The organism is Mesorhizobium sp. IMUNJ 23232 (assembly GCF_044326205.1).
Classification (GTDB): domain Bacteria; phylum Pseudomonadota; class Alphaproteobacteria; order Rhizobiales; family Rhizobiaceae; genus Kumtagia.
Genome location: NZ_JBIRCY010000058.1, coordinates 18,665 through 42,224 on the forward strand (window position 1 = coordinate 18,665; position 23,560 = coordinate 42,224).

Genomic DNA, 23,560 nt, shown 5'->3' on the forward strand with positions numbered 1-23,560 from the left:
GGAGGCGTGATCCGCCGCTACGATCGTTGCAAGGGAAATTGTCTCGACAACGGAACCATCCAACCAACATGGCCGAACCCGCCAAAAAGCGCGCCACATATGCCGACCTGGAAGCGGTCCCGCCGCATCTGGTGGCGGAGATTATTGACGGGGTGCTACGGACGCATCCCCGCCCCTCCATGAGACATGGTTTGACCGCAACAAGCCTCGGCGATGAATTGGCTGGGCCATTCCAGAAGGGCAGGGGCGGTCCGGGCGGTTGGATTTTCGTGATCGAGCCGGAACTCCATCTCCAGAATCATGTGCTGGTCCCAGACATCGCCGGCTGGCGGCGTGAGCGACTTCCGGTCGTCCCGAAAACTGCGTTCACGGAGGTTTCGCCTGATTGGGTGTGCGAGATTCTTTCGGGATCGACCGAAACGCGCGACCGCACTGTTAAGATGCGTGTTTATGCAGAGGCGCGTGTTCCCCATCTCTGGCTGATCGACCCGCGCTTGCAACTCCTCGAAGCGTTCGAACTTGATCACGGACGATGGGCGAAAATCGGAGCCTGGAACTCCGACGACAACGTGCGGGTCCCGCCCTTCGATGCCATTTCCTTCTCGCTGGCCGATTTGTGGCCGCTCGACCCGCCGCTCGGCTTCAACGAAGATCCGCAAGCCCTTTACGCCGGAGACCGCTAACCATGCCGATCAACATCACCATGCCGGCCCTTTCACCCACGATGGAGGAAGGCAATCTCTCCAAGTGGCTGGTCAAGGAGGGCGACAAGGTTTCGCCCGGCGACGTCATCGCCGAGATCGAGACCGACAAGGCGACGATGGAAGTCGAGGCCGTCGATGAAGGCACGGTGGCGAAACTTGTCGTGCCGGCCGGCACCGAGGGCGTCAAAGTCAACGCGCTGATCGCCGTTCTGGCGGGCGATGGCGAGGACGCGAGCGCGGCCGCCAAGGGCGCTGGTGCGCCGGCAAAGGCCGAGGCTCCCAAGGCGGAGGCTGCTCCTGCAGCCGCGGAGCCTGCCAAGGCTGCCCCGGCGATTGCCGAGGAAGCAAAATCTGCCGCCAAGGCGGAAACCCCGGCTGCTGTACCCGCAGCGAACGGCCATGCGACTGGTGATCGCACCTTTGCCTCGCCGCTGGCGCGGCGCATCGCCAAGGATGCCGGCGTCGACGTCGCGGCGATAACTGGCTCCGGACCGCATGGCCGTGTTGTCAAGGCCGATGTCGAAGCCGCAGTCGCCGGCGGCGCGAAGGCTCCCGCCTCGAAGCCGGCGGCGGCCGAAACAGCCGCTCCGGCGGCCAAGGCAGCGCCTGCCGCCGCTCCTGCGGTGAAGCCGATGTCCGACGACGCGGTGCTCAAACTGTTCGAGCAAGGCTCCTACGACCTCGTTCCGCATGACAATATGCGCAAGACCATTGCCCGCCGCCTGGTCGAGGCGAAGAGCACGATCCCGCATTTCTACCTGACGCTCGACTGCGAACTCGATGCCCTGCTGAAGCTGCGCGGCGAACTGAACGCCGCAGCACCCATGAAGAAGACCGATAAGGGCGAGGTTCCGGCCTACAAGCTTTCCGTCAACGACATGGTGATCAAAGCGATGGCGCTGGCGCTGATGGACGTGCCGGACGCCAACGCCTCGTGGACCGAGACCGCGATGGTGAAACACAAGCACGCCGATGTCGGCGTCGCGGTGTCCATCCCCGGCGGCCTGATCACGCCGATCATCCGTAAGGCTGACCAGAAGACGCTGTCGGTCATCGCCAACGAGATGAAGGACCTGGCGGCGCGCGCCAGGAGCCGAAAACTGAAGCCGGAGGAATATCAGGGCGGCACCACGGCCGTGTCCAATCTCGGCATGTTCGGCATCAAGGATTTTTCCGCCGTCATCAACCCGCCGCATGCGACCATCCTGGCGGTGGGCGCCGGCGAGCAGCGGCCGGTCGTCAAGAATGGCGAGATCAAGGTTGCTACCGTCATGTCGGTGACGCTGTCTACCGACCATCGGGCAGTCGATGGCGCTCTTGGCGCCGAACTGCTCGGCGCGTTCAAGCGCTACATCGAAAACCCGATCGGAATGCTGGTTTGATTGTCGAAACCCATGTGAGGAGGGAACTATGGCTACGGCTGAACAGGTACAGAGGCTCAAGACGTCGTGGATCTGGCTTGCCATTCTCGGCGTGATTTCGCTGATCGGCGGTATATTGGCGCTGTTCAATCCACTCGCGGCGACGATCACTGCCGTATGGCTTGCAGGCTGGACCTTCCTGCTGTTCGGCGTCCTGCAAATTGTCCAGGCCTTCAGCGTGAAGGGTTGGCCGGGTTTCCTATGGTCGCTCCTGCTTGGCGTGGTGACTTTGGCGGTCGGCGTATCGCTGCTCGGCAATCCACTGGCCGGTGCGCTGTCACTGACGATGCTGGTGGCGATCCTGTTCCTGGTTCTCGGTGTGGTGAAGGTGATGTACGCCTTTTCGCTGCGCCCGGTATCCGGCTGGGGTTTTGCCGCCTTGTCCGGCGTTCTCTCGATCGTCCTCGGCATCATGATCCTGTCCGACTTCCCATATTCGGCGGCTGCTGTGCTGGGCATCCTGCTGGCGATCGAGCTTCTGTCTAATGGCGCCTTCCTGCTGATGGTGGCGCTCGGCCTGCGCAACGCGTGATCGACCGATACAGTGCGGGTTTCTTCACCTCGTTCATGTCGCTTTTCCTGTCGCTGCTCGTGGGCGGCATGGTCGCACAGCAACTGGCGGTGGCGACGGGCGCCACCGAGGAATATATACTGGCCTTCATCGCCGTTGTCCTTCTGGCGCTGGTGTTCGCGCTTGTCTTCTTCATCGCCCAGTTCGCAAAAAACGCGCGGCGAGCGGTGGATGCGGTAGCAAAATGGTCGCTGGCGATCTTCGCCGTGCTTGTGGTCGCATTGCTCGGCTTCGAATACTGGGCGGTCGGCGGCGACCTGGACAAGATGAAGGCCGATCTGCCCATCGTTGCCGGCCTGTCCCTGCCAGGCTTTGCGATCATCCTGGTGGATTGGCTGTTCGTACGATGGCGGGTCGGCGCGCCGCGCCTTGAGGTTGGAGGAAACTGAAGAACGTCATGAAGAACATCCTTTGCTACGGTGACTCCTTGACCTGGGGCTACAATGCCGAAGGCCCGTCACGGCATGCGGTGGCCGACCGCTGGCCGTCAGTGCTTCAGGCCGAACTCGGCCCGAGTGTGCATGTCATCGCCGACGGTCTCAACGGCCGCACCACGGCCTTCGACGACCATCTCGCCGGCGAAGACCGCAACGGCGCGCGCACGCTGCCCGGCGTGCTCGGCACGCATTCGCCGCTCGACCTCGTCATCATCATGCTTGGCGCCAACGACATGAAGCCGTGGATCCACGGCAACGCCTTTGTTTCCAAGAACGGCATGGCGCGGCTGGCGCAGATCGCGCGCACCCATCCGTACCAGTTGGCCGCGCCGCCGCCAAAACTGATCATCGTCTCGCCGCCGCAGGTCAGCCGCACCGACAACATCGAGTTCACCTCGGCCTTCGAAGGCGGCAACGAGGCATCGAAACATCTGGCGAGCTATTATCAGGCGCTGGCCAATGAGATCGGCTGCGGCTTCTTCGATGCCGGGACTGTCGCCAAAACCACGCCGCTTGATGGGGTCCACCTCGACGCGGAAAACACCCGCGCCATCGGCAAGGCGCTGGCGCCGCTCGTTAGAAAGACCTTGGGCATCTAGGAAGGATTTTCCCGTGGCTCAATCCTACGACGTTATCATCATCGGCTCCGGTCCCGGCGGCTATGTCGCCGCCATCCGCGCCGCGCAGCTCGGCCTCAAGACGGCGATCGTCGAGCGCGAGCATCTGGCCGGCATCTGCTCGAACTGGGGCTGCATTCCGACCAAGGCACTGCTGCGCACGGCCGAGATTTTTCACTATGCCGAACATGCCAAGAGCTACGGCCTGAAGCTGGAAGGCAGCGTCTCGCCCGACCTGAAGGCGATCGTCGACCGGTCGCGCGGCATCGCCCAGCGCATGAACAACGGCGTCGGCTTCCTGATGAAAAAGAACAAGGTCGACGTCATCTGGGGCGAGGCGAAGCTGACAAAGCCCGGCGAGATCGTCGTGTCGAAGACCACCAAGAAGCCGATGGAGCCGATGGGCCCGGTCCCGAAGAACACGCTGGGCGAGGGGACTTATCAAGCAAAACACATCATCATCGCCACCGGCGCGCGGCCGCGCGCCCTTCCGGGCATCGAGCCGGACGGAAAGCTGATCTGGACCTATTTCGAGGCGATGGTGCCGCCGGCGATGCCCAAATCGCTGCTTGTCATGGGTTCCGGCGCCATCGGCATCGAGTTCGCGTCGTTCTACCGCACCATGGGCGTCGACGTGACGGTGGTCGAGTTGCTGCCGCAGGTCATGCCGATCGAGGACGCCGAAATATCGGCGCTTGCCAAAAAGCAGTTCGAGAAGCAGGGCATGAAGATCCTGCTCGACGCCAAGGTGACCAAGGTCGAGAAGGGAGCGGACTCCGTCACCGCCCATGTCGAGACCAAGGACGGCAAGACCCAGAAAATCACCGCCGACCGGCTGATCTCAGCCGTCGGCGTGCAGGCCAATATCGAAAACATCGGTCTTGAAACGCTCGGCGTGAAGACCGAGCGTGGCGTCATCGTCATCGACGGCTATTGCCGCACCAACGTGCCCGGCATCTATGCCATCGGCGATGTGGCCGGCCCGCCGATGCTGGCCCATAAAGCCGAGCACGAGGGCGTCGTCTGCGTCGAGAAGATTGCCGGACTGAACGTCCATCCGATGGACAAACTGAAGATCCCCGGCTGCACCTATTGCAACCCGCAGGTCGCCTCCGTCGGGCTGACCGAAGCCAAGGCGAAGGAAGCCGGCTACGACGTGCGCGTCGGCCGTTTTCCCTTCGTCGCCAACGGCAAGGCGGTGGCGCTTGGAGAGGACCAGGGCCTGGTCAAGACGGTGTTCGACAAGAAGACCGGCCAGCTTCTCGGCGCTCATATGGTCGGCGCGGAAGTCACCGAGCTCATTCAGGGTTTCGTCGTCGCCATGAACCTCGAAACCACCGAGGAAGAGTTGATGCACACAATCTTCCCACATCCGACGCTTTCTGAGATGATGAAGGAGAGCGTGCTCGACGCCTATGGTCGCGCGCTGAACGCCTGATCTCCGTGCAGCCGGAACCGTATAGCGCCGTGTCCGTTATGTCGCTGATTTTGCACGCACAGGAGGGCGGCGATCATGGACGTGAATGGCGTAGGTTGGATAGCGGCACTCATCATCGGCGGCTTGGCCGGGTGGCTGGCGGAAATGTTCATGAAGAGCAACATGGGCATCTTCATGAACATCATTCTGGGCATTGTCGGCGCGATCGTGCTCAACGCGATCCTGACAGCACTCAACATCGGTGTGTTCGGCGTCGGCTGGTTCGCCTATCTGATCACCGGTTTTATTGGCGCCTGCCTGCTGATCTTTGTGGGGCGTCTGGTGCGCCGTTAAATCTGTCGAACAGCTATGTCCGGAAGGCTGGGACGGCATGCGCCGCCCGGCCTTTTTCTTTGACCTGAAAGGGCCTAGATGAAACGTTGGCTCTTTACCCGCCCGAGCAAGCCGAAGGCTGACGAATACCGATGGTGACACTTGTCGATACCATAGCCAATCCCAGGCCGCGCCATCCGGAAAAGGCCCACCGGCCCGATCAGGAAGTCGCGCGCAAACCCGACTGGATCAGGGTAAAGGCCCCGAATTCAAAGGGTTACGCCGAGACTCGTGAGATCGTGCGCTCGCACAATCTGGTGACGGTGTGCGAGGAGGCCGGGTGCCCGAACATCGGCGAGTGCTGGGACAAGAAGCACGCGACCTTCATGATCATGGGCGAGATCTGCACCCGCGCCTGTGCCTTCTGCAATGTCGCGACCGGAAAGCCCGGCCCGCTCGACCCGACCGAACCGGGCAGCGTGGCGCGTGCCGTGCGCAAGATGGGGCTGCAGCATGTGGTCATCACCTCGGTCGACCGCGACGATCTGGACGATGGTGGCGCCCGGCATTTCGCCGCGGTGATCCGTAACATCCGGGCGCTAAACCCTGATACGACAATCGAAATCCTGACGCCCGACTTTTTGCGCAAGGAAGGCGCGCTCGAGATCGTGGTGGCCGCGAAGCCCGACGTCTTCAACCACAATCTGGAAACCGTGCCGTCGAACTATCTGACGGTCAGGCCAGGCGCACGGTATTTCCATTCGATCCGGCTGTTGCAGCGGGTGAAGGAACTCGATCCGTCGATTTTCACCAAGTCGGGCATCATGGTCGGGCTGGGTGAGGAGCGGAACGAGGTTCTGGCACTGATGGACGATCTGCGCTCGGCGGATGTGGATTTCATGACCATCGGCCAATATCTCCAGCCGTCCAAAAAGCACCATCCGGTGAAAAAATTCGTTACTCCGGATGAGTTCAAGTCCTTTGAAACCATTGGGCTTTCCAAGGGTTTCCTGGTTATGGCGTCGAGCCCACTGACCCGTTCGTCGCACCATGCCGGCGAGGATTTCGCCCGGCTGCGCGCGGCGCGCGAGAAATCATTGAAGAAAGCCGTCTAAGGCCAGGGTTTTCATGCCGAAATTCGAGACGACAAGGCATGTCCGGCATCCCCCGGAGCAGATGTTCGCGCTGGTAGCGGATATCGAGAAGTACCCGGAATTCCTGCCGCTTTGCGAGGCGCTGTCGGTGCGCTCGCGCAAGGACCGCGACGGTCAAACCATCCTGGTCGCAGACATGACGGTGGGCTACAAGGCGATCCGCGAGACGTTCACCAGCCAGGTGCATCTGAAGCCCGCCGAAAACCGCATTGAAGTCAAATACATAGACGGGCCGTTCAAATATCTGAGCAATGTCTGGCGCTTCGAGCCGGCCGGGCAGGGCGAATGCGAAATCCATTTCGAAATCGACTATGAATTCAAGAGCCGCCTGCTCGGCATGGTCATGGGCTCGATGTTCGACCGCGCCTTCCGCATGTTCGCCGAGGCTTTCGAGAAGCGCGCCGATGTAACCTACAGCTCTCTCAGCAAAGAAGCCGTCCGGCCGGCTTGAATGACCTTGTCCGCCGGAAAAGCCTTCAGCCCTCCAGCGCCGCTATCCCCATCTCCAAAGCGACCTTCACCGTCTGGCGGCGGATGAAGTCGCGGCCGTTGTTATCGAAGATACGTTTCTCGGCGACCGGTTCGTGCCCGGACAAAGCAAGGCCGAACCACACCAACCCGACGGGCTTTTCAGCCGACCCGCCGTCCGGGCCGGCGACGCCGGTGACAGCGAGCGTGATGCCGGCACGGGAATTTTTCAGAGCGCCGGCGGCCATTTCGAGTGCGGTTTCACGCGACACCGCGCCATAGGCGTCGAGCGTGGCTTTCGAGACACCGAGCATCTCCATCTTGGCCTCGTTGGAGTACGTCACGAAACCGCGGTCAACCATCGAGGACGAACCCGGAATGTTGGTCAGCGTCGCGATGATCAGGCCGCCGGTGCAGGATTCCGCAGTGGCCGAAAGGATCTTCCTGGTCAGACAGGCTTTCAGGAAACGATTGGCAACATCCGCGATCTCGGTCATGCGGACACCTCTCCTGGATAAATGACGGTAGCCGTGGCGATGGCCGCAATGCCTTCTTCGCGGCCGATGAAGCCGAGGCGCTCATTGGTGGTGGCCTTGACCGAAACACGGCCCGGATCAATGCTGAGCATTTCCGAAATCGCCGCTGTCATCGCCTCGCGGTGAGGGCCGATGCGCGGCGCCTCGCAGATCAAAGTGATGTCGGCATTGGCGATGCGCCCGCCGGCGGCGCGCACCAAAGATACGGCATGCTCGACGAAGATGCGCGAGCGCGCGCCCTTCCATTGCGGATCGGAAGGCGGGAAATGCGTGCCGATATCGCCGGCGCCGCGCGTTGCCAGCAGCGCGTCGGTCAGGGCGTGCAGGCCGACGTCGGCGTCGGAGTGCCCGGAGAGCTTTTTGGTGTGGGAAATTTTCACACCGCACAGCCAGACATAGTCGCCTTCCTCGAAGCAATGGACGTCGTAGCCGTTGCCAGTGCGCACGTCGGGAAAACGCAGAGTCGACGCTTGCTCGGCCGATAATCTCTGATGCGCCATCTCGATATCTCGCGCCCAGGTGAGTTTGATGTTGTCCGGCGAGCCTTCGACCAGTTTCACCGGTATTCCCGTCCATTCGGCGATTGCCGCGTCGTCTGTGAAATCCATCTTGCCGGCATGATGCGCCTTGAGATGCGCCGCATGGATCGGCCAGAAGGGAAAACCCTGCGGCGTCTGTGCGGCAAAAAGGCCGCTGCGCGATACGGTTTCCGACACAATTCCATCGCTGCCGCCGCGCTTCAAAGTATCCGAGACAGCAACGGCCGGTAGCGCCGCCTGGCGCTCGCCGATCGCTTCGATGGTGCGGTCGATGAGGCTGATGTCCACGAAGGGTCGGGCGGCATCATGAATCAGCACTTTTGCGGGTGCTGTCTCACGCAATGCCTGCAAGCCCAGCCGAACCGAATCCTGACGGGTGGCGCCGCCGTCGACGACGGTCACCTTGCTGGCAAGCGTCTTGACGGCCTCGGCGAACAACGCATGGTCGTCCGGGTGGATGACAGCGACGATCTGACCGATCGCAGGATGCCGCAGAAACGCTCCAATCGAGCGGCTTATGACCGGCTTGCCGCCGACGAGCCTGTATTGCTTCGGTCCGTCGGCGACACCGGCGCGCTCGCCGCGTCCCGCCGCGACAATGACGACGGCGACGCGGCGCTCTTCGGCTTTTGTCATTTGAGCATTCATGCGAGAGGCTTAGTCGCAAGGAAATCCGAGGGCTAGCGCTTTCCGCTGCGTCCGACATTTTCCAATGTCCTGCCGGTTGCAGTCCGGTCGGTTTCTGGCTAGAGATTGAGCATGCAGGAAAGTTGCTTCGTTTTTGTGCATGGCTGACGTTTCCGATTTAGCCCGCCCGCTGGTGGTCGGCAACGTGACGATCCGCAACCGGGTTTTTCTGGCGCCGATGTCGGGCATCACCGACCAGGCGTTCCGGGCGCGGGCGCATGCGCATGGCGCGGGGCTGGTGGTGTCGGAAATGGTGGCCAGCGGCGAGCTGGCGAAAGGCCGGGCCGGCTCGCAGTTGAGGATCCGGCATTCGGGGCTCGACGTGCATATGGTGCAGCTTGCCGGACGCGAGGCGGGGCACATGGCCGAAGGCGCGCGCATCGCGGCGGGCGAGGGCGCCGACATCATCGACATCAATATGGGTTGCCCGGCCAAGAAGGTGACCGGCGGCTATGCCGGCTCGGCGCTGATGCGCGATCTGGATCATGCGTTGACGCTGATCGACGCGGTGGTAACCGCCGTCGACGTACCGGTGACGGTCAAGATGCGGCTCGGCTGGGACGAGGGGGCACTGAATGCACCTGATCTGGCGCGGCGGGCGGAAAAAGCCGGGGTGCGCATGGTGACCATTCACGGACGCACCCGCTGTCAGTTCTACGAGGGCAGTGCAGATTGGCGGGCCATCCGCCGCGTCAAGGAGGCCGTGTCGATCCCGGTGGTGGCAAATGGCGATATCGGGACGGCTGCGGACGCGACGGCTGTGCTGGAGCAGTCCGGCGCGGATGCGGTGATGGTCGGCCGGGCGAACTATGGCGCGCCGTGGACGGCCGGCTTTGTCGCAGCCAGTGCGGGCACAGGGGGCGGCATACAGCCGCCACAGGGCGGGGCGCTCGCCGACTACGTCGTCGCTCACTACGAGGACATGCTGGTGCTGTACGGCGTCGAGAGCGGCCTGCGCCAGGCCAGGAAGCATCTTGGCTGGTACCTTGACCGGCATGCGCCACTGTTCACGGCGGAACTGCGCGCGACGATCCTGCGGTCGACCGAGCCACCGGTCGTCATCGAAGCGCTGCGCCATGCTTTTTCGGTAGCCGTGGAGATTTCGGCAATGAGGAGCGCGGCATGAATATCGCTTCCCCGCAGCCCGAAGCCGAAGCGGCCGCGCAGATCGTGCTCAACACGATCCGCCGGCCGGTGATCATGATTGGGCCGAGCGGGTTGATCGTCTATGCCAATGCCGATGCGGAGGATTTCTTTCGCTCTAGCGCTTCGATGCTGGCACGTGCCACGCTGGCAAAATTCCTACCGTTCGGCAGCCCGATCCTGACGTTGGTCGACCAGGTGCGCGAGCGCGCCGCGCCGGTCAACGAATACCGCGTCGACATCTCGTCGCCGCGCCTCGGCATAGAACGGGTGGTCGACCTCTATGTCGCCCCGGTGCCGGAACTGCCAGGCTCGGTGGTCATCATGTTCCAGGAACGCTCGATGGCCGACAAGATCGACCGGCAGATGACGCATCGCGGTGCTGCGCGCTCGGTGACCGGGCTGGCGGCGATGCTGGCGCACGAGATCAAGAATCCGCTGTCGGGCATTCGCGGCGCCGCGCAATTGCTGGAAACCGTGGTGTCGGACGAAGACCGGTCGCTCACCCGCCTGATCACCGACGAGACGGACCGGATCGTCTCGCTGGTCGACCGCATGGAAGTGTTTTCCGACGAGCGGCCGATCGACCGGCATCCGGTCAACATCCATGTGGTGCTCGACCATGTGAAGGCCATTGCCAGGAATGGATTTGGAAGCAAGATCAAGATCTTCGAGGATTATGATCCGTCGCTTCCTCCGGTCTATGCGAACCGCGACCAGTTGGTGCAAGTGTTCCTGAACCTGATCAAGAACGCGGCGGAGGCGACCGGCAATTCGCCGTCGGCCGAAATCACGCTATCGACTGCGTTCCGGCCCGGTATCCGTGTTTCCGTAGCGGGCTCGCAGGACAGGGTTTCGCTGCCGTTGGAATTCTGCGTGCATGACAACGGGCCTGGCGTGCCGGAAGACCTGCTGCCGATCCTGTTCGACCCGTTCATCACCACCAAGCCGAACGGTTCCGGGCTGGGTCTCGCGCTGGTTGCGAAAATTGTCGGTGAGCATGGCGGCATCATCGAGTGCGATTCGACGACGCGCGGGACGACGTTCCGCATCCTGATGCCGGCCTGGAAAGAAACGCCGGTTGGCGAGGGGAACGCATCATGAGAGGTGACATGAAGCCCCGCGGCAACATCCTCGTGGCGGACGACGACGCCGCCATCCGCACCGTGCTCAACCAGGCGCTGTCGCGCGTCGGCCACGAGGTGCGCGTCACCTCCAACGCAGCGACGCTGTGGCGCTGGGTGGCGGCGGGCGAGGGCGACATCGTCATCACCGACGTGGTGATGCCGGACGAGAACGCCTTCGACATGCTGCCGCGAATCAAGAAGGCGCGGCCGGAACTGCCGGTCATCGTCATGAGCGCGCAGAACACGTTCATGACGGCGATCCGCGCCTCGGAGACCGGCGCCTACGAATACCTGCCGAAGCCCTTCGACCTCAACGAGTTGCTCAACATCGTCAACCGCGCGCTTTCGGAGCCGAAGCGGCCCAAGGGCGAGCCGGCGCCCGACGAAACACCCGATTCGATGCCGCTGGTCGGTCGCTCGCCCGCCATGCAGGACATCTACCGCATGCTGGCGCGCATGATGCAGACGGACCTGACGGTGATGATCACTGGCGAGTCGGGCACCGGCAAGGAACTGGTGGCACGCGCGCTGCACGAATATGGGCGGCGCCGCAACGGGCCATTCGTGGCGATCAACATGGCTGCCATCCCGCGCGACCTGATCGAATCGGAACTGTTCGGCCATGAGAAGGGCGCTTTTACCGGCGCGCAGAACCGCTCGACCGGGCGTTTCGAGCAGGCCGAAGGCGGGACGCTGTTCCTCGACGAGATCGGCGACATGCCGATGGAAGCGCAAACGCGGCTGCTGCGCGTGCTGCAGCAGGGCGAATACACGACGGTTGGCGGGCGTACTCCGATCAAGACCGATGTGCGCATCGTCGCGGCGACCAACAAGGACCTGCGCACGCTGATCAACCAGGGACTTTTCCGCGAGGATTTATTCTATCGAATCAACGTCGTGCCATTGCGCCTTCCACCGCTGCGCGAGCGTGGGGAAGATATTCCGGACCTGGTTCGCCACTTCTTCAAGCAGGGCGAGCAGGAGGGATTGCAGACCAAGCGCATCTCGTCCGGTGGCATCGAACTGATGAAACGCTACCCGTGGCCGGGCAATGTGCGCGAGCTGGAAAACCTCATCCGCCGGTTGGCCGCACTTTATGCGCAGGACGAGATTTCGGCCGAGATCATCGAATCGGAGCTGAAGACCGGCGAGCAACCGTCAATGCCGGGCGGCAGGCTGTTGCCAGACGATCTGTCGATCGGGCAGGCGGTGGAACACTATCTGCAGCGCTATTTCGCGGCGTTCGGCGGCGAGTTGCCGCCGTCCGGCCTCTACCAGCGGATTCTCGCCGAGGTCGAGTTCCCGCTGGTGCTTGCCTCGATGACGGCGACGCGCGGCAACCAGATCAAGGCGGCGGACCTGCTCGGCCTGAACCGCAACACGCTGCGCAAGAAGATCCGCGAGTTGGGGGTGAACGTCTACCGGGCAGCGAAGACCTGAGTTTCAGGTAAGGCTGGCCTGAATCTCCACAGCCAAGGGCTCCGTCACACCATCCCATCCTTGAATATTGGGGAAGGAATTTCCCCTCGCGAGGGTTTTGTTGCATAATCGCCACAATGCGTTGCATACATCCGATACGATCCGGACCACGCAGGCAGTATGGCAATCGACGCTCCGACCGCACCAGGACCGCTTTTCCCGAATGGCAGGGCATTCGAGGGACGGCGGCTGCTTGCGCTGACCGGCGTCATCGCCGTGGTCGGCGCGTTAGTCGCGGCGGCGCTGTCCTTCGCGGTGCTGGTCGGCGCGACGCCGTTCGCACCGGACAGCACGACCACGCTCGCCACAGTCATCGGCGTCAACGCCGCCCTGATCCTCTTCCTGATCGGCCTGATCGGACGCGAGGTGCATCGCATCGTCGCGGCCCGCAGAAACGAGAAGGCGGCATCGCGCCTGCATGTGCGTATCGTCGCCATGTTCTCGGTAGTCGCCGCGATCCCGGCGATCATCGTAGCTATCTTCGCCTCGATCACGCTGGATGTCGGCCTCGACCGCTGGTTCGAGATCCGCACAAGGACGATCGTCAACTCCTCGCTGTCGATCGCCGAAGCCTATGTGCGCGAGAACGCCCGCAACCTGCAGGGCACAACCCTGTCGATGGCCTATGACCTTGCCAACGCCAGAACGCTCTACAATCTCGATCGTACCGGGTTTCGCGATTTCCTGAGCCAGCAGGCGGTCGGCAGGGCGCTGGCACACGCCGCGCTGATCCGTCCGGACGGCTCGTTCATCATGCAGGCGCAGACGCAGGCCGATTTCACCATGCCGGAGCCGCCGGCAGGCGCAGTCGACGACGCACAGAACGGCCAGCCGGTGCTGATCGAGCCGCGCACCAAGAACATCGTCGGCGCCGTGGTCAAGCTGCGCGAATTCGACAACACCTATCTCTATACGATCCGGCTGGTCGACCCCGACGTCATCAAGGCCCGGCAGATCGTCACCGTCAACACCGCCGACTATCGTGGGCTCGAGGCCAACAGGCGAACCACACAGGTCGCCTTCGCGCTGCTCTATCTCGGCGTGACGCTGGTCATCGTGCTGGCGGCGATCTGGACAGGCATAGCGGTCGCCGACCGTCTGGTGCGGCCGATCCGCCAGTTGATCGGCGCGGCCGACGAGGTGGCGACCGGCAATCTCGATGTCTCAGTTCCGGTGCGGCAGTCCGATGGCGACCTGGCATCGCTGGGCGACACGTTCAACAAGATGCTGCTCGAACTGAAGTCGCAGCGCAACGAAATCCTGACGGCCAAGGACCTTGTCGACGAGCGGCGACGGTTCTCGGAAGCCGTGCTGGCGGGCGTGACGGCCGGCGTCATCGGCGTCGATTCGACGGGAACGATCACGATTGTCAACCGCTCGGCGGAAACGATGCTTGCGATCTCGGCGCAGGCGAGCGTCGGCCAGAACCTGTCAAAAGTGCTGCCGCATGTCGGAAAAGTCTTCGAGATCGGCCGCAGCTCCGGCCGGCCGGTCTACCGCGAGCAGGTGACCTTTGCCCGCGCCGGAACGGAGCGGACCTTCAACGTGCAGGTGACGCTGGAGAGCGGCGAGCGTGACACCGCCGAGCAATCCTTCGTCGTCACTGTCGACGACATCACCGACCTCGTCACCGCGCAGCGCACCTCGGCCTGGGCCGACGTGGCGCGCCGCATCGCCCACGAGATCAAGAACCCGCTGACACCGATCCAGCTCTCGGCCGAGCGCATCCGCAGGCGCTTCGGCAAGGTGATCGTCGAGGATCGCGAGATCTTCGACCAGTGCACCGACACGATTATTCGGCAGGTGGGCGATATCGGCCGCATGGTCGATGAGTTCTCCTCCTTCGCTCGCATGCCAAAGCCGGAAATCAGGGAGGTCGACCTGCGCGAGCCGTTGCGCGAGGCGTCTTTCCTGGTCGAGGTCAGCCGCTCTGACATCGCTTTCGAGCGCGCCTATGGCGGCGAGGTGCTGAAAGGCAAATATGACAGCCGGCTCCTGGCGCAGGCCTTCGGCAACGTCATCAAAAACGCGACGGAAGCGATCGACGCGGTGGATCGGTCGGAAGGCGGACCGGGCGTCGTGCGCATCGCCGCCAGGCAGGACAGCGGCGTCATCCGCGTCGACGTGATGGACAATGGCAAGGGATTGCCCCGCGAGAATCGTCAAAGGCTTCTTGAGCCCTATATGACGACGCGCGAGAAGGGCACCGGGCTCGGCCTCGCCATCGTCAAGAAGATCATCGAGGATCATGGCGGGCGTCTGGAACTGCATGACGCCCCAGCGGATTTCCACGGCGGCAAGGGTGCGATGGTGAGCATCTTCCTGCCGGCATCGGCCGAGCGGACGGAGGCGAAGGAGGAGGGGACTCCTTCGCAAACACAGAGAGAAACTGAAAAGGTCGCAAATGGCGTCTGATATCCTGGTCGTCGACGACGAAGAAGACATTCGCGAACTGGTCGCAGGAATACTGAGCGACGAAGGCCACGAGACGCGGACGGCGCACCACGCCGACAGCGCGCTTGCGGCCATCGCCGACCGCGTGCCGCGCCTGGTGTTCCTTGACATCTGGCTACAGGGGTCACGGCTGGACGGGCTCGCTTTGCTGGACGAGATCAAGGTGATGCACCCCAACCTGCCGGTGGTGATGATTTCCGGTCACGGCAACATCGAGACCGCCGTCTCGGCGATCCGCCGCGGCGCCTACGACTTTATCGAAAAACCGTTCAAGTCCGACCGGTTGATCCTCGTCGCTGAGCGCGCGCTCGAGACCTCCAAACTCAAGCGCGAAGTTTCGGAGCTGAAGAACCGCAGCGGCGAGACTTATGACCTGATCGGCATGTCGTCGGCGATGACGCAACTGCGCCAGACCATCGAGCGTGTCGCGCCGACCAACAGCCGCATCATGATCATGGGGCCGTCCGGCGCGGGCAAGGAGCAGGTGGCGCGCGCCATCCATGCGGCGTCGGCGCGCAAGAACGGCCCGTTCGTCGCGCTGAACGCGGCAACGATCACGCCGGAGCGCATGGAGATCGAGCTGTTCGGCACTGAATCCAACGGCACGGAGCGCAAGGTCGGTGCGCTGGAGGAGGCGCATCGCGGCATCCTGTATCTTGACGAGGTCGCGGACATGCCGCGCGAGACGCAGGCAAAAATCCTGCGCGTGCTGGTCGAGCAGCAGTTCGAGCGGGTAGGGGGCACGAAACGCGTCAAAGTCGATGTACGCATCATCTCGTCCACCGCGCAGAATCTGGAAGGGCTGATCGCCGAAGGCCGGTTCCGCGAGGATCTCTACCACCGGCTGGCCGTGGTGCCGGTGCTGGTTCCGGGCCTGGCGGAACGGCGCGAAGATATTCCGTATCTGGTCGACAATTTCATGAAGCAGGTGGCGCGCGTTGCCGGCATAAAGCCGCGGCGGATCGCCAATGACGCGATGGCGGTGCTGCAGGCGCATAACTGGCCGGGCAACGTGCGCCAGTTGCGCAACAACATCGAGCGGTTGATGATCCTGGTGAGGGGCGACGACGTGGATGCGCCGATCACCTCCGACCTGCTGCCGGCGGAGATCGGCGACGTGATGCCGCGCGCGCCCAGCCAGAACGACCATCACATCATGGCGCTGCCGCTGCGCGAGGCGCGCGAGATGTTCGAGAAGGAATATCTGATCGCCCAGATCAATCGCTTCGGCGGCAACATCTCGCGCACGGCCGAGTTCATCGGCATGGAGCGCTCGGCGCTGCACCGCAAGCTGAAGTCGCTGGGGGTCTGAGTTGCACGCCTGCCTCGGTTTCGCCGGTATCTGAATGCGCGTCATCATCTGCGGAGCAGGGCAGGTCGGCTATGGCATCGCCGAGCGGCTGGCGGCCGAGAAGAACGACGTCTCGATCATCGACACCTCGCCCGACCTGATCCAGACGGTTCGCGACGCGCTCGACGTGCGCGGTTTCGTCGGCCATGGCGCGCATCCGGACGTGCTGGAAAAGGCCGGCGCGCAGCAGGCGGACATGATCATTGCGGTGACGCTCTACGACGAGGTCAACATCGTCGCCTGCGAGGTCGCACACGCGCTGTTCAACGTGCCGATGAAGATCGCGCGCATCCGTGCCCAGGCCTATCTGCAGCCACACTACCAGGACTTGTTCTCGCGCGAGCATCTGCCGATCGACGTCATCATCTCGCCGGAGCTTGAAGTCGGCGAAATGGTGATGCGGCGTATCGCGTTGCCGGGCGCGACCGACGTAGTGCGCTTCGCCGACAACAAGATCGCCACCGTCGCCATCGAATGCCTGGAGGACTGCCCGGTCATCAACACGCCGCTGTCGCAGCTTTCGCAACTGTTCCCGGACCTGCCGGCGACGGTGGCCGGCGTCAACCGGGCGGGAAAACTGTTCATACCACGCTCGGCCGACCAGTTGCTCGTCGGCGACATTGCCTATGTGGTGGCCAATCGCGACCAGATACGCCGCACGCTTGGCCTGTTCGGCCATGAGGAGCAGGAGGCAACACGCATCGTCATTGCTGGCGGTGGCAATATCGGCCTCTACGTTGCCAGCCAGATCGAGCAGAAGCAGGGCCGCACACGAATCAAGATCATCGAAGCCAACCGCGACCGGGCGGTGGCTGCCGCCGATTCGCTGCGCCGCACCGTGGTGCTGCACGGCAGTGCGCTGGACCAGCGCATGCTGCACGAGGCGGACATTCAGGAAGCTGAGCTGATGATCGCGTTGACCAACAACGACCAGGTCAACATCCTGTCCAGCGTCATGGCGAAGCGGCTGGGCTGCAAGTCGAACCTGGCGCTGATCAACAATCCGAGTTTTCTCGACATCACCAAGACGGTCGGCATCGATGCGACGCTCAACCCGGGCTCAGTCACGGTGTCGCGTGTGCTCCAGCATGTGCGGCGCGGCCGCATCCGCGCCGTCCACAGCCTGCAGCACGGCGCGGCGGAGGTGATCGAGGCCGAGGCGCTGGAAACCTCGCCGCTGGTCGGGGTCTATTTGCGTGATCTCGACTTTCCGGACGGCATGCGCATCGGCGCCGTCTACCGCGACGGCGTGGTGCTGAAGCCGAGCGGCTCGCTGCGCATCAAGGCAAAAGACCGGGTAGTGATCTTCGCGCTGGAGAAGGCGGTCAAGCAGGTCGAGCAGATGTTCCGGGTGAGTTTGGAGTTCTTCTGAGTCCGGTCAGGATCTGGATTCCGCACTCCCGGGGCTGGGCAAGAACGCCCCTGCCGGCAGTTCCCAACTGTCGGATTGCTGCCGAGTTCTTCGGGCAACTAACCCGTAACCAATTGTCTTCGGCACAATCTCCGCCCTTTTGCCGGCGCGGCTGAATCGGATAAGGGAACATTCGATCGAAGGGCCGAGAGGACATTGCATGCCGCGTATAGCCTATGTGAACGGGCGCTACGTCGCCCACCGGGAAGCCAGCGTGCATGTCGAGGATCGCGGCTACCAGTTCGCCGACGGAGTCTACGAGGTCTGCGAGGTGGCGCGCGGCCACATCATCGACACGACGGGGCACCTCAATCGTTTGGAGCGCTCACTGCGCGAACTGTCGATCGGCTGGCCGGTACGCCGTGCCGCGATGGAGGTGATTGTCGGCGAGGTCGTCCGCCGCAATCGGGTCACCAACGGGCTGGTCTACCTTCAGGTGACGCGCGGCGTGGCCAACCGCGATTTCGTCTTCCCGGCAAATGCAAGACCCTCGCTGGTCGTCATCGCCAAGAAGGCGGATCCGGCCATCAACGCAAAACGGGCCGAGACCGGCATCAAGGTCATTACCGTGCCGGAAAACCGCTGGGAGCGCGTCGACATCAAGACCGTCGGTCTTCTGCCGAACGTCCTCGCCAAGCAGCGAGCCAAGGAGGCCGGTGCGCAGGAGGCCTGGTTCGTAGACACCGCCGGCAACGTCAAGGAAGGTGGATCGTCCAACGCCTGGATCGTCACCCCGGACGGCAAGCTCGTCACACGTCCGGCCGACCAGGGCATTCTGCGCGGCATTACCCGAACCACCCTGTTCGCCGTCGCCAAGTCGCTAGGCCTCGTGGTCGAGGAACGCTACTTCAGCGTCGAGGAGGCCAAGGCGGCGCGCGAAGCCTTCATCACCTCCGCAACGACGGTGGTTATGCCGGTCGTCGCGATCAACGGCCAGACAATCGCCAACGGACATCCGGGCTCTGTCACACTTTCCCTACGCGAAGCTTTTTTTGACGTTGCGGAAAAACGCCCAGCCTGATACCGGGCACATTGACGTATCTGAATCAAACCTGATTGCGCTTGTCTGGATACAAGCGGAGTATGGATTTGCTCGCTTGACACGTGCCGATTATTTTGGCGCATTGGCCTGCATCTCCCAGGGGACCGGCGAAAGAACAAAACGATGGCGGAAAGATCGCAGAATCTTCAGGACCTTTTCCTGAACTCTGTTCGCAAGAGCAAAAACCCGCTTACGATTTTCCTGATCAACGGCGTTAAATTGACAGGTGTCGTGACTTCATTCGACAATTTCTGCGTCCTGCTGCGACGGGACGGGCATTCGCAGCTTGTCTACAAGCATGCCATCTCGACGATCATGCCCAGCCAGCCGGTGCAGATGTTCGACGCCGAAGACGGCAGCCAAGGCTCCTGATTGACACATGATATTTCCGCGGGCGCCGGGGCGCCCGGCAAGGGGAAGGGGGCAGGCGTCTCCAGCGAGGCGCCGACCGAGCGCGCCGTCGTGGTCGTGCCGGTCCTGCCCGCCGCCCGCGACGACGACGACCGCAGCCGGCCGCGCCTGACCCGATCCGCGCAGGCGCGCCTCGATGAAGCCGTAGGACTGGCCGGCGCCGTTGACCTCGAAATCACCCATTCGGCCGTCGTCAACGTCAACGAGCCGCGTCCCGCGACGCTGTTCGGCAGCGGCAAGGTCGAGGAACTGGCGGCGATCATCAAGGACACGCATGCCGGCCTTTTGATCGTCGACCACCCGCTGACCCCGGTGCAGCAGCGCAACCTGGAGAAGGAAACCCAGGCCAAGGTGCTCGACCGCACCGGGCTGATCCTGGAAATCTTCGGCCGGCGCGCCCGCACCAAGGAAGGCACGCTGCAGGTCGATCTGGCGCATCTGACCTACCAGAAGGGGCGGCTGGTCCGTAGTTGGACCCACCTCGAGCGGCAGCGCGGCGGCGCGGGTTTCCTCGGCGGCCCCGGCGAAACCCAGATCGAGGCGGACCGGCGCGCGCTGCAGGACAAGATCATCAAGCTGAAGCGCGAGCTGGAGCAGGTGCGCCGCACCCGGGACCTGCACCGCGCCAAGCGCAGAAAAGTGCCATTCCCGGTGGTCGCCATCGTCGGCTACACCAATGCCGGCAAATCGACGCTGTTCAACCGGCTGACCGGGGCTGAGGTGCTGGCCGAGGACATGCTGTTCGCCACGCTGGACCCAACGCTGCGCCGCGTGCGCCTGCCGCACGGCACGCCGGTGATCCTGTCGGACACGGTGGGTTTCATCTCCGACCTGCCGACACATCTGGTCGCCGCGTTCCGCGCGACGCTGGAAGAGGTGATCGAGGCCGATCTCGTGCTGCATCTACGCGACATTTCGGATCCGGATACGGCGGCGCAGGCGGAGGATGTCGAGCGTATCCTCGCCGATCTCGGCGTCGACACGGACCAGACGCATGTCATCGAAGTGTGGAACAAGATCGACCTGCTCGACGAGGCGACGCGCCAGCGTATGCTGGAGGATGCGCGCCTGCACGAGGACAGCCCGCCGGTGCCGATCTCGGCGGTGACGGGCGAGGGGATCGAGGCGCTGTCGGCGCTGATCGAGCAGCGGCTTTCCGGCGTGCTGGCAGAGGTCGACATCACGCTCGCGCCATCGCAGCTTGGCTTGGTGGACTGGGTCTACCGCAACGGCGACGTGGTCTCGCGCGAGGACAATGACGACGGCAGCGTCACGTTCAAGCTGCTGGCGACTTCGGCGGCACGCGACGACATCGAAAGCCGGCTGAAGGTCAGGGGCAAAGTCGGCTAAGGCTTCGGGCGCAGCGGGAGTTCATCGCACCGCCTTCGCGCGCTGCCACTCTTCCTCCATCTCCTCCAGAGACGCGTCCTCCAGCGAGCGGCCGTGTGCGCGCAGTGCTGCCTCGACGATGTGGAAGCGGGTGCGGAACTTGTCATTGGTGCCGCTGAGTGCCGCTTCCGGATCGATCTTCAAATGCCTCGCGAAATTGACCAGCGCGAACAGCACGTCACCGAACTCGTCCTCGGCCGCTGCTTGGTCCTTGATCGCAATCGCCTCGCGCAATTCGGCGATCTCCTCCTCGATCTTGTCGAGGATGGGCGCGGCATCGCCCCAGTCGAAGCCGACACGCGCCGCTTTCTCCTGAAGTTTCAGCGCGCGGGTGAGCGCAGGAAAGGCGAGGGGGACGCCGTCGAGATATCCCTTGCCGTTGTCCTCCGGGTCAAGCCCGCGCGCCAGCCGTGCCGCTCGCTTCTCGGCCTTTTCCTCTGCCTTGATCTTCTCCCACATGCCCTTGGCCATGCCGGCACTGCGGGCCTCGGTGTCGCCAAACACGTGGGGATGGCGGCGGATCATCTTTTTCGTGATGCCTTCGACCACGTCGCCGAAGGAGAATTCGCCAGCCTCCTCGGCCAAGCGCGCGTGGTAGACGACCTGCAACAGCAGGTCGCCAAGCTCTTCGCGGAGGTCATCAAGATCACCGCGCGCGATCGCATCGGCGACCTCATAGGCTTCCTCGATCGTGTAAGGCGCGATGGTCTTGAAATTCTGCTCGACGTCCCAAGGGCAACCGCCGAGCGGGGCACGCAGCGCGGCCATGATTTCAATGAGACGGGAAATTTCGCGGGAAGGGCGCATCAAGTGACGTTAGCGCGCCTGCCCGGCGCGCGCCTCCCGAGGCGGACCGGCGTCGCCGGTTATCCACAGCCAGACCAAGGCCGGAGAGCCGACTCGGCCAGCCAATCGCCGTTGACGCGTATGTGATCCGATGACGACACGCAACGCTTGCCGACACGCTTGCGCGAAGCATTTGGACGCATAAGTGTGGCCAGGCGGGCATTCACGAGGCTATCCCCATGAAACGGATGATGTTTGCGGTGGTGTCATTGCTGGTGGCGGCTGCGCCGGCCAACGCGGTGTCGCGCTACGACACGCAGCGCATGTCCTGCGTGAACATCCAGGCGGCGCTGGATCGTGACAGCCCGGCGATCCTGCGCTTCCAGTCGAAGCAGTCTCCCGGCGTGCCGATCTACAACCTCTATGTCGGCAGCCGCGAGGATTGCGAGGCGCTGCGGGTCCCAAGGACCCGGAGCGTTCCCGCGGCAGACGGACCGTGCCAGGTCATCCAGTGCGTGGCGCCTCCGCATTCGTCGCGCTGACCTCAGCTTGTTGCGCGCGCGCCGGCGCGTCACTCCGGAAGACCAGCCTTACGGCAGCCATCAACGAAATGTTCGAGCGTCGCAACGTCACGAAATGGTTCCGTCGCGGCCCAATGGCGGATGGTGAAATCGGGGTTTCCGACGAGGAACAATTCGGCCTCCGCATGTGCTTCGTCTAACCGACCGAGCTGCGCAAGGCTTGCCGCCAGGAAACGGCGCGAGCTCGTCCGATAGGTCTCGTCCCTGCGCAGTGTCTCGACAGCGGCTTCGTAGTCGCCAGCCGCGTATTGCGCCTGTCCAAGCGCCAGATAGTACCAGCTTGCCGGGAACGGGTTCAGTCGGAAAGCCTTGCGAATGTGTTCAAGGCCTTCCTCGACGCGCCCGGCCAGGACCGTGATGTCGGACAATGCCGCCCACACGTCGGCCTCGTTGGGATCAAGTTCGATCGCCTTGCCGAATTCCGCGTCCGCCTTGGCGAAATTGCGGTTGTAGGCAAACAAGTACGCAAGCACCCAGCGGCAGCCGGCATCGTCGGGATCGATCGCAACGGCCTTGCGTGCCAATTCCAATGCAACGCTACGGCTGGATTCAGATGGTCCGCCGGAATGCACCCATCCCATCCAGTGGTTCATCGCAAGCCAGCGATAGGCGTCGGCGTATCCCGGATCGAGCGAAACCGCGCGCGTCAACATGAGATGCGCCTCCCGCGCCATCTGCGGGGAATCGTCCATCAGCTTGCGCGCCCGCACGCAAAGATCGTAGGCCTCGAGGTTTTTGGGCCGGTTGCGCGGCAGTGGCGCACGGAGCCGGCCGAGCAGCGCCTCGACGATCCTGGCGGTGACCTCGTCCTGAACGGCAAAGATATCGTCCAGGCTGCGGTCGAAACGTTCCGCCCATAGATGGTCGCCGCTCACCGTGTCGACCAGTTGGGCGTTGATGCGCACGCGCCCCGCAGCGCGTCTTGCGCTGCCCTCCAGCAGGTAGCGAACGCCAAGGTCCTGCGCGATGCCGCGCAACTCCATCGCCTTTCCCTTGTAGGCGAAGGCCGAGTTGCGGGCGATGACGAACAGGCCGGAGATCCTGGCGAGATCCGTGATCAGATCCTCGGTCAGCCCGTCCGCGAATGCTTCCTGCTCGGGATCGTTGCTGACGTTGACAAAGGGCAGCACGGCTATCGACGGCTTGCCGGGCGGTGGCATTGGGCTTCGGCCAGCGCTGCCGAGTTGTTCGACGCTGCCCGCGAAGCGGTAGCCGACGCGCGGAACCGTGGCGATCCATTCGCCGTCGTCGTCGACGGGGCCAAGCAGCTTGCGCAGTTGTGCGATCTGGACAGTGAGGTTGCCTTCCTCGACGGCCATGCCCGGCCAGGCCGCGTCCATCAACTCCGCCTTGCCCAGGATATCGCCAGGCCGCCCGGCGAGCGCGGCAAGCAGTTTTAACGCGCGATAACCGACGGGGACGGGGACATCGTTGCGCAGCAGCGTTCCCGCACCCGGATCAAGCACGAACGGACCAAAGGCCAAGCGCGATCCCTGCATGCG

At 63.3% G+C, this 23,560-nt stretch carries 23 protein-coding genes; 19 read left to right on the top strand and 4 right to left on the bottom strand.

Annotated elements, in window-relative coordinates:
- Window positions 1-68: 68 nt before the first annotated feature.
- From ACH196_RS30055 to ACH196_RS30095, 9 genes are all read left to right on the top strand, one after another.
- Window positions 69-683: a Uma2 family endonuclease gene (locus ACH196_RS30055; RefSeq protein ID WP_396650526.1), complete on the top strand. Its 615-nt coding sequence runs from the start codon at window positions 69-71 to the stop codon at window positions 681-683.
- A gap of 2 nt (window positions 684-685) precedes the next feature.
- The gene (locus tag ACH196_RS30060; RefSeq protein WP_396650527.1) at window positions 686-2,086 is read left to right on the top strand and encodes a pyruvate dehydrogenase complex dihydrolipoamide acetyltransferase; all 1,401 of its coding nucleotides are present in this window, start codon (window positions 686-688) and stop codon (window positions 2,084-2,086) included.
- 28 nt (window positions 2,087-2,114) lie between these two features.
- Window positions 2,115-2,657 carry an HdeD family acid-resistance protein gene (locus tag ACH196_RS30065; RefSeq protein ID WP_396650528.1) on the top strand — a complete coding sequence of 181 codons (543 nt, stop codon included), beginning with the start codon at window positions 2,115-2,117 and terminating at the stop codon, window positions 2,655-2,657.
- On the top strand, window positions 2,654-3,085 hold the full coding sequence (locus ACH196_RS30070; RefSeq protein WP_396650529.1) for a hypothetical protein: 432 nt from the start codon (window positions 2,654-2,656) through the stop codon (window positions 3,083-3,085). Before ACH196_RS30065 ends, ACH196_RS30070 begins: the two co-directional genes overlap by 4 nt.
- Before the next feature lie 8 nt (window positions 3,086-3,093).
- Window positions 3,094-3,732, top strand: a complete 639-nt coding sequence (locus ACH196_RS30075; protein WP_396650530.1) for an SGNH/GDSL hydrolase family protein — start codon at window positions 3,094-3,096, stop codon at window positions 3,730-3,732.
- A 13-nt stretch (window positions 3,733-3,745) separates the two neighbouring features.
- On the top strand, window positions 3,746-5,188 hold the full coding sequence (gene lpdA / locus ACH196_RS30080) for a dihydrolipoyl dehydrogenase (protein WP_396650531.1): 1,443 nt from the start codon (window positions 3,746-3,748) through the stop codon (window positions 5,186-5,188).
- 75 nt (window positions 5,189-5,263) lie between these two features.
- Window positions 5,264-5,521, top strand: coding sequence for a GlsB/YeaQ/YmgE family stress response membrane protein (locus tag ACH196_RS30085; protein WP_396650532.1), 258 nt, complete (start codon window positions 5,264-5,266; stop codon window positions 5,519-5,521).
- 131 nt (window positions 5,522-5,652) lie between these two features.
- A complete protein-coding gene (gene lipA / locus ACH196_RS30090) occupies window positions 5,653-6,615 on the top strand; it encodes a lipoyl synthase (RefSeq protein ID WP_396650533.1) in 963 nt (320 codons plus the stop codon).
- A gap of 13 nt (window positions 6,616-6,628) precedes the next feature.
- Window positions 6,629-7,105 (top strand): type II toxin-antitoxin system RatA family toxin, encoded by a 477-nt coding sequence (locus tag ACH196_RS30095; protein WP_396650534.1) that lies wholly within the window; start codon window positions 6,629-6,631, stop codon window positions 7,103-7,105.
- A gap of 25 nt (window positions 7,106-7,130) precedes the next feature.
- On the opposite strand, the gene ACH196_RS30100 is transcribed toward ACH196_RS30095, so the two are convergent.
- Both ACH196_RS30100 and ACH196_RS30105 read right to left on the bottom strand, forming a co-directional pair.
- A complete protein-coding gene (locus ACH196_RS30100; protein ID WP_396650535.1) occupies window positions 7,131-7,619 on the bottom strand; it encodes a CinA family protein in 489 nt (162 codons plus the stop codon).
- A complete protein-coding gene (locus ACH196_RS30105; RefSeq protein ID WP_396650536.1) occupies window positions 7,616-8,833 on the bottom strand; it encodes a bifunctional 2-C-methyl-D-erythritol 4-phosphate cytidylyltransferase/2-C-methyl-D-erythritol 2,4-cyclodiphosphate synthase in 1,218 nt (405 codons plus the stop codon). The genes ACH196_RS30100 and ACH196_RS30105 overlap by 4 nt, the downstream gene beginning before the upstream one ends.
- A 151-nt stretch (window positions 8,834-8,984) precedes the next feature.
- Here ACH196_RS30105 and dusB point away from each other — a divergent pair, with 151 nt between their 5' ends.
- The 9 genes from dusB to hflX all read left to right on the top strand — a co-directional run bounded on the left by dusB (window position 8,985) and on the right by hflX (window position 20,652).
- Entirely contained in the window at window positions 8,985-10,010 is a 1,026-nt protein-coding gene (gene dusB, locus ACH196_RS30110; protein WP_396650537.1) for a tRNA dihydrouridine synthase DusB, read from the top strand.
- Window positions 10,007-11,131 carry a nitrogen regulation protein NR(II) gene (locus tag ACH196_RS30115; protein WP_396650538.1) on the top strand — a complete coding sequence of 375 codons (1,125 nt, stop codon included), beginning with the start codon at window positions 10,007-10,009 and terminating at the stop codon, window positions 11,129-11,131. Before dusB ends, ACH196_RS30115 begins: the two co-directional genes overlap by 4 nt.
- A gap of 8 nt (window positions 11,132-11,139) precedes the next feature.
- On the top strand, window positions 11,140-12,594 hold the full coding sequence (gene ntrC / locus ACH196_RS30120; RefSeq protein ID WP_396650539.1) for a nitrogen regulation protein NR(I): 1,455 nt from the start codon (window positions 11,140-11,142) through the stop codon (window positions 12,592-12,594).
- 159 nt (window positions 12,595-12,753) lie between these two features.
- Window positions 12,754-15,048, top strand: a complete 2,295-nt coding sequence (locus ACH196_RS30125; protein ID WP_396650540.1) for an ATP-binding protein — start codon at window positions 12,754-12,756, stop codon at window positions 15,046-15,048.
- Window positions 15,038-16,399 (top strand): sigma-54-dependent transcriptional regulator, encoded by a 1,362-nt coding sequence (locus tag ACH196_RS30130; protein WP_396650541.1) that lies wholly within the window; start codon window positions 15,038-15,040, stop codon window positions 16,397-16,399. Before ACH196_RS30125 ends, ACH196_RS30130 begins: the two co-directional genes overlap by 11 nt.
- Window positions 16,400-16,433: 34 nt before the next feature.
- Window positions 16,434-17,810 (top strand): Trk system potassium transporter TrkA, encoded by a 1,377-nt coding sequence (gene trkA, locus ACH196_RS30135; protein WP_396650542.1) that lies wholly within the window; start codon window positions 16,434-16,436, stop codon window positions 17,808-17,810.
- Window positions 17,811-18,009: 199 nt separating this feature from the next.
- Window positions 18,010-18,870: a D-amino-acid transaminase gene (locus ACH196_RS30140; RefSeq protein WP_396650543.1), complete on the top strand. Its 861-nt coding sequence runs from the start codon at window positions 18,010-18,012 to the stop codon at window positions 18,868-18,870.
- A 144-nt stretch (window positions 18,871-19,014) separates the two neighbouring features.
- Window positions 19,015-19,263, top strand: a complete 249-nt coding sequence (gene hfq / locus ACH196_RS30145) for an RNA chaperone Hfq (protein ID WP_106771102.1) — start codon at window positions 19,015-19,017, stop codon at window positions 19,261-19,263.
- 90 nt (window positions 19,264-19,353) lie between these two features.
- Window positions 19,354-20,652, top strand: coding sequence for a GTPase HflX (gene hflX, locus ACH196_RS30150; protein WP_396650555.1), 1,299 nt, complete (start codon window positions 19,354-19,356; stop codon window positions 20,650-20,652).
- A gap of 21 nt (window positions 20,653-20,673) precedes the next feature.
- On the opposite strand, the gene mazG is transcribed toward hflX, so the two are convergent.
- Window positions 20,674-21,498, bottom strand: coding sequence for a nucleoside triphosphate pyrophosphohydrolase (mazG, locus tag ACH196_RS30155; protein ID WP_396650544.1), 825 nt, complete (start codon window positions 21,496-21,498; stop codon window positions 20,674-20,676).
- A gap of 218 nt (window positions 21,499-21,716) precedes the next feature.
- Between mazG and ACH196_RS30160 the strand changes: the two genes are divergently transcribed.
- Entirely contained in the window at window positions 21,717-22,019 is a 303-nt protein-coding gene (locus ACH196_RS30160; RefSeq protein ID WP_396650545.1) for a hypothetical protein, read from the top strand.
- Window positions 22,020-22,048: 29 nt separating this feature from the next.
- On the opposite strand, the gene ACH196_RS30165 is transcribed toward ACH196_RS30160, so the two are convergent.
- Window positions 22,049-23,557, bottom strand: coding sequence for a winged helix-turn-helix domain-containing tetratricopeptide repeat protein (locus tag ACH196_RS30165; protein ID WP_396650546.1), 1,509 nt, complete (start codon window positions 23,555-23,557; stop codon window positions 22,049-22,051).
- Window positions 23,558-23,560: the final 3 nt, after the last annotated feature.

Bases quoted from the DNA above. Each gene is read 5' to 3' on its own strand.
- ACH196_RS30055 (WP_396650526.1), top strand. From the start codon at position 69: ATGGCCGAACCCGCCAAAAAGCGCGCCACATATGCCGACCTGGAAGCG.
- ACH196_RS30060 (WP_396650527.1), top strand. From the start codon at position 686: ATGCCGATCAACATCACCATGCCGGCCCTTTCACCCACGATGGAGGAA.
- ACH196_RS30065 (WP_396650528.1), top strand. From the start codon at position 2,115: ATGGCTACGGCTGAACAGGTACAGAGGCTCAAGACGTCGTGGATCTGG.
- ACH196_RS30075 (WP_396650530.1), top strand. From the start codon at position 3,094: ATGAAGAACATCCTTTGCTACGGTGACTCCTTGACCTGGGGCTACAAT.
- ACH196_RS30085 (WP_396650532.1), top strand. From the start codon at position 5,264: ATGGACGTGAATGGCGTAGGTTGGATAGCGGCACTCATCATCGGCGGC.
- lipA (WP_396650533.1), top strand. From the start codon at position 5,653: ATGGTGACACTTGTCGATACCATAGCCAATCCCAGGCCGCGCCATCCG.
- ACH196_RS30095 (WP_396650534.1), top strand. From the start codon at position 6,629: ATGCCGAAATTCGAGACGACAAGGCATGTCCGGCATCCCCCGGAGCAG.
- ACH196_RS30100 (WP_396650535.1), bottom strand. From the start codon at position 7,619: ATGACCGAGATCGCGGATGTTGCCAATCGTTTCCTGAAAGCCTGTCTG.
- ACH196_RS30105 (WP_396650536.1), bottom strand. From the start codon at position 8,833: ATGACAAAAGCCGAAGAGCGCCGCGTCGCCGTCGTCATTGTCGCGGCG.
- dusB (WP_396650537.1), top strand. From the start codon at position 8,985: ATGGCTGACGTTTCCGATTTAGCCCGCCCGCTGGTGGTCGGCAACGTG.
- ACH196_RS30115 (WP_396650538.1), top strand. From the start codon at position 10,007: ATGAATATCGCTTCCCCGCAGCCCGAAGCCGAAGCGGCCGCGCAGATC.
- ntrC (WP_396650539.1), top strand. From the start codon at position 11,140: ATGAAGCCCCGCGGCAACATCCTCGTGGCGGACGACGACGCCGCCATC.
- ACH196_RS30125 (WP_396650540.1), top strand. From the start codon at position 12,754: ATGGCAATCGACGCTCCGACCGCACCAGGACCGCTTTTCCCGAATGGC.
- ACH196_RS30130 (WP_396650541.1), top strand. From the start codon at position 15,038: ATGGCGTCTGATATCCTGGTCGTCGACGACGAAGAAGACATTCGCGAA.
- trkA (WP_396650542.1), top strand. From the start codon at position 16,434: ATGCGCGTCATCATCTGCGGAGCAGGGCAGGTCGGCTATGGCATCGCC.
- ACH196_RS30140 (WP_396650543.1), top strand. From the start codon at position 18,010: ATGCCGCGTATAGCCTATGTGAACGGGCGCTACGTCGCCCACCGGGAA.
- hfq (WP_106771102.1), top strand. From the start codon at position 19,015: ATGGCGGAAAGATCGCAGAATCTTCAGGACCTTTTCCTGAACTCTGTT.
- mazG (WP_396650544.1), bottom strand. From the start codon at position 21,498: ATGCGCCCTTCCCGCGAAATTTCCCGTCTCATTGAAATCATGGCCGCG.
- ACH196_RS30160 (WP_396650545.1), top strand. From the start codon at position 21,717: ATGAAACGGATGATGTTTGCGGTGGTGTCATTGCTGGTGGCGGCTGCG.
- ACH196_RS30165 (WP_396650546.1), bottom strand. From the start codon at position 23,557: ATGCAGGGATCGCGCTTGGCCTTTGGTCCGTTCGTGCTTGATCCGGGT.